We start from the raw sequence: 10712 nt of genomic DNA, 5'->3' as shown, positions 1-10712 counted from the left end.
CCTGGTAGAACCGGACGGTCTGCTCGACGTCGCTGCTCACCAGAGCGGTGTGGTGCAAACCCCGTGCCGACGAGGCCGAGCGCTCGTCGGCGGGACGCAGGTACTGCTCGCGGATGCGCTGCCGTTGCGCCTCGAACCGCTCGGATCGCTCCTGCTCGGACATCGTCGTCATGGCAGAAACTCTATCGCCCCGAAAGCAACCCGTCGTCAAATAATGCGGCGGCTTACTTCGGCCGCGTGATGAAGCGCGACAGATGGGTTAACGCGCGACGGTGATGATCTTGGTTGGACCATCTCAGTGCTCGCCCAAGAATTTTGTCGGTCTCGCAGAGCCCCGGAAAGGAGCCGGGAGCTAACGAGAACGCGGCGTTATTCAGCATCCAGTGGCCCATGCGATATCAGGGATTCCTAGCGATCCCGGCTCGTCTCCCTTCGATGCGATCAGCTACACGTAGGTGTAGAAGCCTCGGCCAGGACCTTCCGCTTTTCAGGCGGAGTTCCGGCTTACACCAATGTGTTTCAGCTGGAACTTGACTGTCGAGCAGGAGGATCGAGTACTCACGGATCGGTGTGCCGGTTTCCTCCCGAACCGCAGATTGGTGCTAGTCACGACATCATTGGCCTGCAACGCTGGGAGTGTCAGGAAACGATCCGCGCTAGGCCCGCGGCGGGATGCTACCCACCCGGACCCCGATGTGCGATCACTCCCAGTCGGCGTCGATGCCACCGTTTCAACTGCGGTGAGCCGTCGCCAGCAGGAAGACGGACGAAGGGCATCGCGATGACGGACGATAAGAAACCTAATAGCGGCGACCTGCTCGGGCAGGGTGAGCCCGGTCATCCCGCGGTGGGGCGGGGTCCCAACGCCGGTGGTGAGTATTCCCAGGAGGATTATCACCATCCGGCTGCCGGTTGGGGTGCGGCTCGCAGTGTGGCCAAGGTGTTGACGCAGAGCCGGGAACTGGTTGCCGGCACTCGTGCGATCCAGCTGATGAACCATGAGAACGGGGGCTTCGACTGTCCGGGATGTGCATGGCCGGATGACCGCAAGGGTCTGCACCTGGACATCTGCGAGAACGGCATCAAGCACGTCACCTGGGAAATGGCCCGCAAAAGGGTCGATCGGGACTTCTTCGCCCACCACACCGTCACCGAGCTGTCGGGGTGGACGGATTTCGCGCTGGAGGACCAGGGTCGGCTGACCGAACCGATGGTGTACGAGGCCGAGTCGGACAAGTACGTGCCGATCTCGTGGGCCGACGCCTTTGAGTTGGTCGGGTCGACGCTGCGCGGGTTGGACAGCCCGCATCAGGCGTCGTTCTACACATCGGGGCGGCTCAGCAATGAGGCGACGTTTCTGTATCAGCTGTGGGTGCGCGAGTTCGGCACCAACAACTTGCCGGACTGCTCCAACATGTGCCATGAGGCCAGCGGCCGGGCGCTGACCGCGTCGTTGGGGACGGGTAAGGGCACCTGCGACCTGGACGATTGGGAAAAGGCCGACCTGCTGCTGGTGATGGGTGTCAATGCCGCTTCCAACGCGCCGCGGATGCTGACCGCACTCGCCGAAGCGCATCGGCGCGGCGCGCAGGTCGTGCATATCAACCCGCTGATCGAGGCGGCCAGCGGTCGCACGATCGTTCCGCACGAGATCCTCGCGATGGCTACGTTCCACGCCACCAAGATCGGAACCATGAATGTTCAGCCCCGCGTGGGCGGGGACCTGGCGCTGCTGCGCGGGGTCGCGAAGGTTGTCCTCGAGCATGCGCAGACCGACCCCAAGGCCATCGATGAGGAGTTCCTGCAGCGCTTTACGAGCGGTTTCGAGGCCTACCGGTCGCTGGTTAAGCAGACCGGCTGGCCCGAGATCGTGCACCAGTGCGGAGTCGAGGAGAAAGCGATCCGAGAACTGGCCGAGGTCTATCTGGGTGCCGACCGCACGGTGGTTTCCTGGTGTCTGGGATTGACCCAGCAGGAACACGGAGTGGACACCGTCCGCGAAATCGTGAACCTGCTTCTGCTGCGCGGCAACATCGGCCGCGAAGGGGCCGGCCCGTCACCGGTGCGCGGCCACAGCAATGTGCAGGGCAACCGCACCTGCGGCATCGACCACCGGCCGGGCAAGCAGCTGCTCGACCGGCTGCAAGAGGTGTGTTCGATCACGCCACCGCGTGAGCACGGCCTGGGCACCGTCGAGACGATCGAGGCGATGCTCGCCGGCGACGTGAAGGTGTTCGTCAGCATGGGCGGAAACTTCAGCTTGTGCACGCCGGACACCGAGGCGACGTTCGCCGCGTTGCGCAATTGCGAGCTCACCGTTCAGGTCAGCACCAAGCTCAACCGCAGCCATCTGATACACGGGCGCACGGCGCTGATCCTGCCCTGCCTGGGGCGCACCGAAAAGGACGTTCAACAGACAGGTGAGCAGGGCGTCACGGTCGAGGACTCGATGAGCATGGTGCACCTGTCGTTCGGGATGAAAAAGCCAGCATCCCCGCAGCTAAAGTCCGAGTGCGCGATCCTGGCCGGCATGGCCCGCGCAACCCTGCCGGCGTCGGCCACACCGTGGGAGTCCTACATCGGCGACTACGACCGGATCCGCGACGTCATGGCCAAGGTGCTCGACGGCTTCGAAGACTTCAACCGCCGCGCACGCCGACCGCTGGGGTTTCGGATCCGCCAGCCAGCCCGCGAGCGAGTCTTCCTCACCGCGTCCGGACACGCGGAATTCTCTACCACACCGATGCCCGACATCGTGCCACCGCGGGGACGGTTGACGCTTTCCACCGTGCGGTCCCACGACCAGTGGAACACCACCATCTACTCCGACGACGACCGCTACCGCGGCCTGAAGAACCTGCGCACCGCGCTGTTCATGAACGCCGTAGACATGCGCGAACGCGGGCTGAATGAGTTCGACCTCATCGACATCACCAGCTTCGCCCGCGACGGTAGCACCCGCTCGGTGTACGGCTACCGCGCCGTGGCCTACAACACCCCGCGCGGCAGCGTATTCGGCTACATGCCCGAGCTGAACCTGCTGTGCGCGCTCGCGGACCGCAGCCAGCAGAGCGAACAACCGTTGACCAAGCACCTCATCGTCGAGGTCACCCCCGCCGTGACTGGCCCGGCAACCATTGCGACGGGTGCAAGCCCCGCCGGCGGCTGAAGGTGTCGTTGGAGGCCTGGCCCACCTGCATCAATATTGGTGGGCGCGGACGGTATCGAACCGCCGACCGCTGGTGTGTAAAACCAGAGCTCTACCACTGAGCTACGCGCCCGTGCCGCGCAAAGATACCGCCCCGACCACTTGGCGCCCAAAACGCCGACTCGCCGTTCAGCCCTTCAGCGCCGCCAGCGCGTCGGTCCAAAGTCGCTGATCGCGGACTTCGCCGGGCTGCTTCATCTCGGCGAACCGAATCACCCCGGACCGGTCGATAACGAATGTGCCGCGGTTGGAGATGCCGGCGTCGTCGTTGAACACACCGTAGGCCTGGCTGACCGCGCCGTGCGGCCAGAAGTCCGACAGAACCGGGAACAGGAACCCGCTGTCGGCGGCCCACACTTTGTGGGTGGGCGGCGGTCCCACCGAGATGGCCAGCGCCGCACTGTCGTCGTTCTCGAAGTCAGGCAGGTGATCGCGCAATTCACCAAGCTCGCCTTGACAGATGCCAGTGAACGCGAGCGGGAAGAACACCAGCAGCACGTTCCTGGCGCCTTCACCGACTCTGTAATCGCTCAGGGTGACCGGCTGTCGGTTCTGATCGCGCAGCGTGAAATCCGGTGCGGTGGAACCGACCGTCAACATCAGCGGCGGCCGGCGCGCGACTTCGGCTGCACCAACCGGCTGGCGCTCCAGTCCCCCAGGTTGACCGACGACGTCGGCATCAGTCCCGCAGTCGGTGCCGACTCCGCGATCTCGGCGGGCAGCACGTGACCGGGCCGGCCGGTCTTGGGCGTGAGCACCCAGATCACTCCGTCGTCGGCCAGCGGCGCGATCGCGTCCATCAAGGTGTCCACTAGGTCGCCGTCGCCGTCACGCCACCACAGCAATACGACGTCGATAACTTCGTCGGTGTCTTCGTCGAGCAATTCGCCACCGCAAACATCCTCCACGTCGCCGCGGATATCGTCGTCGGTGTCCTCGTCCCAACCCCACTCTTGGACAACTTGCCCTCGTTGGATGCCCAGTTTGCGGGCATAGCTCGGGGCGTCATCCGCCGCCACCACCGTGCGATCCTCTCTTTCAGCTACAGCCGGTCAGTTCCAAGCACTCGAGCGTCAACGCGCCGCGCGATGGCAATTATCGTCGCATAAGCACGTAGCCTTGCACATCCGGCGACTCATAGGGACGCCCTGCACAGCTTGACCGCTTCGGTCTTGGTGTCGTTGAACTGATTGACCCGCTGATTGAACGCGTTCATATCCCCGCCGTGGTTGCGGATGGCGACCGCGAGGTCGCGTGCCGCGTCGGCGTAGGCGTTGAGCGCGTGGTGCAGATCCTCGGACAGCGGGCCACCGCTGTTCCCTTCGACCAGCTCGGCGCTGTGGTTGAGGGTATCGGCGGCGGGACCTTCGCTGGGGCCGGTGTCACGGCCTTGGTTGTACGCGGCGACAAAGTCATTCACCTTGTCGACGGCGTCTTTGCTGGTGGCGGCAAACGACTCGCACGCGCGCACCACGGCTTGCGTCGTCAGCGATAGCTGACGTCGCGTCTCCTGCAGGCTTGACGTCGCGGCCGACGCCGAGACCGACGCGGACACCGATTCCCGGTACGCCGGGGCTATCGCGGTGTCGACGGTCGGCGAGCCATCCGTGACGCTGGTACACCCGACGATTGCGATCAGGATCGCCGCCGCGCAGCCGATCGCGCGCGCGCCGATCCGCACTCGCAGCGAGTCTGGCGCGCGTTGTCCAGACTCGGGCTTTACGCCGCGACGCCGTCCGATCAGCACAGGTTATGACGTTACCGGGTCGCGGCTTGGGACAGCTTCGACGGGGACTACGCGGCGCGGTCGAAGTGCGGCACGATAAAGGAATGGCCCGACCGGGCCGCAGGGCAGACCCAGCACCGACCGACGGCGAGATCAGCCACAAGCAGACGAACCGTCAAACGAGGAGTAGCGAGTTGACTACCGAGTTCGTACGCCACGATCTGGCGCAAAACCCAACCGGCGCAGGCGAACCCGATCGGGTGCGGGTAATCCGCGAAGGTGTGGCCTCCTACCTGCCCGACATCGACCCGGAGGAAACCGCCGAGTGGCTGGAGTCCTTCGACGAGCTGCTGGAGCGATCCGGCCCCGCGCGGGCCCGCTACCTGATGCTGCGCCTGCTGGAGCGTTCCCGTGAGAAGCGCGTCGCCATCCCGGCGCTGACCTCCACCGACTACGTCAACACCATCCCGACCGAGCTGGAGCCGTGGTTCCCGGGCGATGAGGACGTCGAGCGCCGCTACCGGGCCTGGATCAGATGGAACGCCGCCATCATGGTGCACCGCGCCCAGCGTCCGGGAGTCGGCGTGGGCGGCCATATTTCGACCTACGCGTCGTCTGCGGCACTCTACGAAGTCGGCTTCAACCACTTCTTCCGCGGCAAGGCGCATCCCGGGGGCGGAGACCATGTCTTCATCCAGGGCCACGCCTCGCCCGGCATTTACGCGCGCGCCTTCCTGGAAGGCCGGCTCACCGCCGACCAGCTGGACGGGTTCCGGCAGGAGCACAGTCATCCCGGCGGCGGCCTGCCGTCCTACCCGCACCCGCGGCTGATGCCTGACTTCTGGGAATTCCCGACGGTGTCGATGGGCCTCGGCCCGATGAACGCGATCTATCAGGCCCGGTTCAACCACTATCTGCATGACCGCGGCATCAGGGACACCTCGGATCAGCACGTGTGGGCGTTCCTCGGCGACGGCGAGATGGATGAGCCGGAGAGCCGCGGCCTGGCCCACGTCGCCGCGCTGGAGGCGTTGGACAACTTGACGTTCGTGGTGAACTGCAACCTGCAACGCCTCGACGGCCCGGTACGCGGTAACGGCAAGATCATCCAGGAGTTGGAGTCGTTCTTCCGCGGGGCGGGCTGGAACGTCATCAAGGTGGTCTGGGGACGCGAGTGGGACGCGTTGCTGCACGCCGACCGCGACGGCGCATTGGTGAACCTGATGAACACCACCCCCGACGGCGACTACCAGACCTATAAGGCCAACGACGGCGCCTATGTGCGGGACCACTTCTTCGGGCGCGACCCGCGCACCAAGGCACTCGTTGAGGACATGACCGATTCCGAGATCTGGAACCTCAAACGCGGCGGCCACGACTACCGCAAGGTCTACGCGGCCTACCGCGCCGCCGTCGACCACACCGGACAGCCGACGGTGATTCTGGCCAAGACCATCAAGGGCTACTCGCTGGGCGCCCACTTCCAGGGGCGTAATGCGACGCATCAGATGAAAAAGCTTGCGCTGCAAGATCTCAAGGACTTCCGCGACGCCATCCGGATCCCGATCAGCGACGCCCAGCTGGAGGAGGATCCCTATCTGCCCCCGTACTACCACCCCGGTCCCGAAGCCCCCGAGATCCGCTATCTGCTCGACCGGCGGCGCGCGCTGGGCGGTTTTGTGCCCGAGCGGCGGACCAAGTCCAAGGTGCTGGCGCTGCCGGGCCGCGACACCTACAAGGCGCTGAAGCAGGGGTCGGGTCACCAGGAGGTGGCCACCACGATGGCCACGGTGCGCACCTTCAAGGAAATATTGCGCGACAAAGAAATTGGGCCCCGCATAGTGCCGATCATCCCCGACGAGGCACGCACGTTCGGGATGGACTCGTGGTTCCCGTCGTTGAAGATCTACAACCGCCTCGGCCAGCTCTACACCGCCGTCGATGCCGACCTGATGCTGGCGTACAAGGAAAGTGAAATCGGCCAGATCCTGCACGAGGGCATCAATGAGGCCGGATCCGTCGCCTCGTTCACCGCGGCCGGCACCTCGTATGCCACCCACAACGAGCCGATGATCCCGATCTACATCTTCTATTCGATGTTCGGGTTCCAGCGCACCGGCGATGGCCTGTGGGCCGCGGCCGACCAGATGACGCGCGGCTTCCTGCTCGGGGCCACCGCGGGTCGCACCACGCTGACCGGCGAGGGCCTGCAGCACGCCGATGGCCACTCGCTGCTACTGGCGGCCACCAATCCGGCGGTGGTCGCCTACGACCCCGCCTTCGCCTACGAGATCGCCTACATCATCGAAAGCGGCCTGGCCCGCATGTTCGGCGAAAACCCGGAGAACGTCTTCTTCTACCTGTCCATCTACAACGAGCCCTATGTTCAACCGGCCGAGACGGAGAACTTCGACCCCGAAGGCGTGCTGCGCGGCATCTACCGTTATCGGGCGGCCAAGGAAGGCCGCGCCAACACGGCCCACATCCTGGCTTCCGGGGTCGCGATGCCGTCGGCGCTGCAAGCCGCCGAGATGCTGGCCGCCGGATGGGATGTCGCCGCCGATGTGTGGTCGGTGACCAGCTGGGGCGAACTGAACCGCGACGGCGTCGCGGTCGAGAAGGAGAAACTGCGCCACTGTGACCGTCCGGCCGGTCAGGCCTACGTCACGCGGGCCCTTTCAGGATGCTCGGGTCCGATCGTTGCGGTGTCGGACTGGATGCGGGCGGTGCCCGAGCAGATCCGGCCGTGGGTCCCGGGCAGCTACGTGACGCTGGGCACCGACGGCTTCGGCTTTTCCGACACCCGGCCGGCGGCGCGCCGCTACTTCAACACCGACGCCGAATCTCAGGTCGTCGCGGTGCTGGAAGCGCTGGCGCGTGACGGCCAGATCGACCCGTCGGTGCCGGTCGCAGCCGCGCGCCAATATCGGATCGATGACGTGCAGGCCGCGCCGGTGCAGACTTCCGATCCCGGTCCAGGCGCCTAACGCAGAGTGTCTTTGGCGGAATCATCCAGATAACTGGCGTAAGTTTTAGGGGTGATTGACAAGCAATCTGCGGCGCCGCGGTCAACGCTGGAACTGCTAGACAGCGTTCCGGAGTCGCTGTTGCGGCGGTTGAAGCAGTATTCCGGTCGGTTCTCCACCCAGGCAGTGTCGGCGATGCAGGACCGGTTGCCGTTCTTCGCCGAGCTGGAAGCCTCCCAGCGGGCCAGCGTGGCGCTGGTGGTGCAGACCGCCGTCGCGAACTTCGTGGAGTGGATGACCGACCCGCACAGCAACATCAACTACACCGCGCGAGCGTTCGAACTCATGCCGCAGGATCTGACCCGGCGGATGCCGTTGCGCCACTCGGTGGACATGGTGCGGGTCACCATGGAGTTCTTCGAAGAGGTTGCTCCGCTGCTGACCCGCGATGAGGAACAGTTGACCGCGCTGACGGTGGGAATTCTCAAATACAGCCGCGACCTGGCCTTCAGTGCCGCCACGGCGTACGCCGATGCTGCCGAGGCGCGCGGCACCTGGGACAGCCGAATGGAGGCCACCGTGGTGGACGCGGTGGTGCGCGGCGACACCGGACCCGAGCTGTTATCCCGCGCGGCGGCGCTGAACTGGGACACCACCGCTCCGGCGACCGTGGTGGTGGGAACGCCGGCGCCGGGCCGGGAAAGCCACGCCAGCCAAGAAGTCCGAGACATCGCCGCGAACCATGGCCGCGCCGCGCTCACCGACGTGCACGGCACCTACCTGGTGGCGATCGTGTCCGGCCAGTTGACACCGACCGAGAAGGTGTTCGGCGCTCTGCTGGACGCCTTCTCGGATGGTCCGGTGGTGATCGGCCCGACCGCCCCGATGCTGACCGCGGCCTACCACAGCGCCAGTGAGGCCATCTCGGGGATGAATGCCGTGGCCGGCTGGCGGGGTGCGCCGCGGCCCGTGCTGGCGCGCGAACTGCTGCCCGAGCGGGCCCTGATGGGCGACGCGTCGGCCATCGCGGCGTTGCACACCGACGTGATGCGGCCGCTCGCCGATGCGGGTCCCACCCTCACCGAGACCCTCGACGCTTATCTCGACTGCGGCGGTGCGATCGAAGCCTGCGCCCGCAAGTTGTTCGTTCATCCAAATACCGTGCGCTACCGACTGCGGCGTATCGCCGACTTCACGGGCCGCGATCCCACCCAGCCGCGCGACGCCTATGTCCTCCGGGTGGCTGCGACGGTGGGCCACCTCGCGTACCAGGCCCAGCAGTCCAGCGTCGCCAGCGACATTGTGACGCCTGTCACGCCGGCGGTGGAAAAAGACCTGATCGCGCCCTCGAAGACAATCGCCACCGGCTGACAGATTGCGGCGCGATATCGAATACGTCGCATCGCGTGCGTTTTTGTGGAGTTTCCACAAAAACCTAAGACAAGGTTCATAATCTGGTACACCGCGCAAAACCGTCTTCACAGTGTTCCCTTAAGAACGTGATTGCTTTGCTTGCGCCCGGACAGGGATCGCAGACCCCCGGCATGCTGTCGCCGTGGCTGGAACTACCCGGCGCCACGGAGAAGACGGCGTCCTGGTCGGCGGTCAGCGGTCTGGACCTTGTGCGCCTGGGCACCACCGCGTCGGCTGAAGAGATCACCGACACCGCCGTCACCCAGCCACTGGTCGTCGCGGCCACCCTGCTCGCTCACCAGGAGCTGACCGGGCGCGGTGTGCTCGCGGACGACGTCATCGTCGCTGGCCACTCCGTCGGTGAGATCGCGGCCTACGCGATCGCCGGTGTGATCTCCGCTGACGACGCCGTCGCTCTGGCCGCCACCCGCGGCGCGGAGATGGCCAAGGCCTGCGGCAACGAGCCGACGGGAATGTCCGCGGTTCTCGGCGGTGACGAAGCCGACGTGCTGGCCCGCCTCGAGCAGCTCGACCTGGTTCCCGCCAACCGCAACGCCGCCGGCCAGATCGTGGCCGCCGGTCGCCTGAGCGCGTTGGACAAGCTTGCTGAAGACCCGCCGGCGAAGGCCCGGGTGCGTGCGCTGGGCGTCGCAGGAGCATTCCACACCGAGTTCATGGCGTCCGCCCTCGATGGCTATGCCGCTGCGGTGCAGAACGTCACGACCGCGGAACCGACCGCCGTGCTGTTGTCTAACCGCGACGGCCAGCCGGTATCGTCGGCCGGCGACGCGATAGAAAAGCTCGTCGCGCAGCTCACCCGCCCGGTGCGGTGGGATTTGTGCAGCGAGACTTTGCGTCAGCGAAATGTCAAAGCGATTGTCGAGTTCCCGCCTGCGGGCGCATTGAGCGGCATCGCCAAGCGTGAACTTCGCGGGGTACCGACGCATGCCGTCAAAACCCCCGCAGACCTGGATGGTTTGGCAGAGCTGTAGAACCCGGGTGTGTAGCCACCCACAAGGCAAAGCCAAGCCCGTCCGACCTACAACCGCATACGTACGTCAAATCAGCAGTAACACAACATATAAATCAGCAGTAACACAACATATTACGAAGGGAACTGAACGTGACTGTCAGTCAAGAAGAAATCATCGCCGGCATCGCCGAGATCATCGAAGAGGTCACCGGTATCGAGCCCTCGGAGATCACCCCGGAGAAGTCGTTCGTCGACGACCTCGACATCGACTCGCTGTCGATGGTTGAGATCGCGGTGCAGACCGAGGACAAGTACGGCGTCAAGATCCCCGACGAGGACCTCGCCGGGCTCCGCACCGTCGGTGACGTTGTGAGCTACATCCAGAAGCTCGAGGAAGAGAACCCCGAGGCCGCCCAGGCGCTGCGC

The 10712-nt window shown here is 65.3% G+C and carries 9 protein-coding genes and 1 tRNA gene; 5 read left to right on the top strand and 5 right to left on the bottom strand.

All coding sequences use genetic code 11. From position 1 onward, the window contains the following. The coding region (locus VKI00_RS19640) for a VOC family protein (RefSeq protein WP_414687240.1) at positions 1-172 on the bottom strand (172 nt) is incomplete at its 3' end. A 609-nt stretch (positions 173-781) separates the two neighbouring features. Between VKI00_RS19640 and VKI00_RS19635 the strand changes: the two genes are divergently transcribed. Beyond that, positions 782-3169 (top strand): FdhF/YdeP family oxidoreductase, encoded by a 2388-nt coding sequence (locus tag VKI00_RS19635; protein ID WP_324440341.1) that lies wholly within the window; start codon positions 782-784, stop codon positions 3167-3169. A 37-nt stretch (positions 3170-3206) separates the two neighbouring features. Here the strand turns inward: VKI00_RS19635 and VKI00_RS19630 are convergent. The 4 genes from VKI00_RS19630 to VKI00_RS19615 form a co-directional block, all read right to left on the bottom strand. After that, positions 3207-3281, bottom strand: a tRNA-Val gene (locus VKI00_RS19630). Between the two features lie 56 nt (positions 3282-3337). Beyond that, on the bottom strand, positions 3338-3808 hold the full coding sequence (locus VKI00_RS19625) for a peroxiredoxin (protein ID WP_324440339.1): 471 nt from the start codon (positions 3806-3808) through the stop codon (positions 3338-3340). Then, positions 3808-4230: a DUF3052 domain-containing protein gene (locus VKI00_RS19620; RefSeq protein WP_324440337.1), complete on the bottom strand. Its 423-nt coding sequence runs from the start codon at positions 4228-4230 to the stop codon at positions 3808-3810. Before VKI00_RS19620 ends, VKI00_RS19625 begins: the two co-directional genes overlap by 1 nt. 113 nt (positions 4231-4343) lie before the next feature. Continuing rightward, a complete protein-coding gene (locus tag VKI00_RS19615; protein WP_414687239.1) occupies positions 4344-4955 on the bottom strand; it encodes a hypothetical protein in 612 nt (203 codons plus the stop codon). Positions 4956-5128: 173 nt separating this feature from the next. On the opposite strand from VKI00_RS19615, the gene aceE reads away from it, so the two are divergent. From aceE to acpM, 4 genes are all read left to right on the top strand, one after another. Next, positions 5129-7921 carry a pyruvate dehydrogenase (acetyl-transferring), homodimeric type gene (aceE, locus tag VKI00_RS19610; RefSeq protein WP_324440335.1) on the top strand — a complete coding sequence of 931 codons (2793 nt, stop codon included), beginning with the start codon at positions 5129-5131 and terminating at the stop codon, positions 7919-7921. A 51-nt stretch (positions 7922-7972) separates the two neighbouring features. Next, positions 7973-9271 carry a PucR family transcriptional regulator gene (locus VKI00_RS19605; protein WP_324440333.1) on the top strand — a complete coding sequence of 433 codons (1299 nt, stop codon included), beginning with the start codon at positions 7973-7975 and terminating at the stop codon, positions 9269-9271. 128 nt (positions 9272-9399) lie between these two features. Beyond that, positions 9400-10305 carry an ACP S-malonyltransferase gene (locus tag VKI00_RS19600; RefSeq protein WP_324440331.1) on the top strand — a complete coding sequence of 302 codons (906 nt, stop codon included), beginning with the start codon at positions 9400-9402 and terminating at the stop codon, positions 10303-10305. Positions 10306-10436: 131 nt separating this feature from the next. Further along, positions 10437-10712 (top strand): meromycolate extension acyl carrier protein AcpM (gene acpM / locus VKI00_RS19595; protein WP_324440329.1); only part of this gene is annotated, 276 nt, incomplete at its 3' end.

It is taken from the genome of Mycobacterium sp. (assembly GCF_035314665.1).
GTDB lineage: Bacteria > Actinomycetota > Actinomycetes > Mycobacteriales > Mycobacteriaceae > Mycobacterium.
The sequence above is the reverse complement of the archived record's forward strand: the minus strand, read 5'-3'. Positions and strand labels throughout refer to the sequence as shown.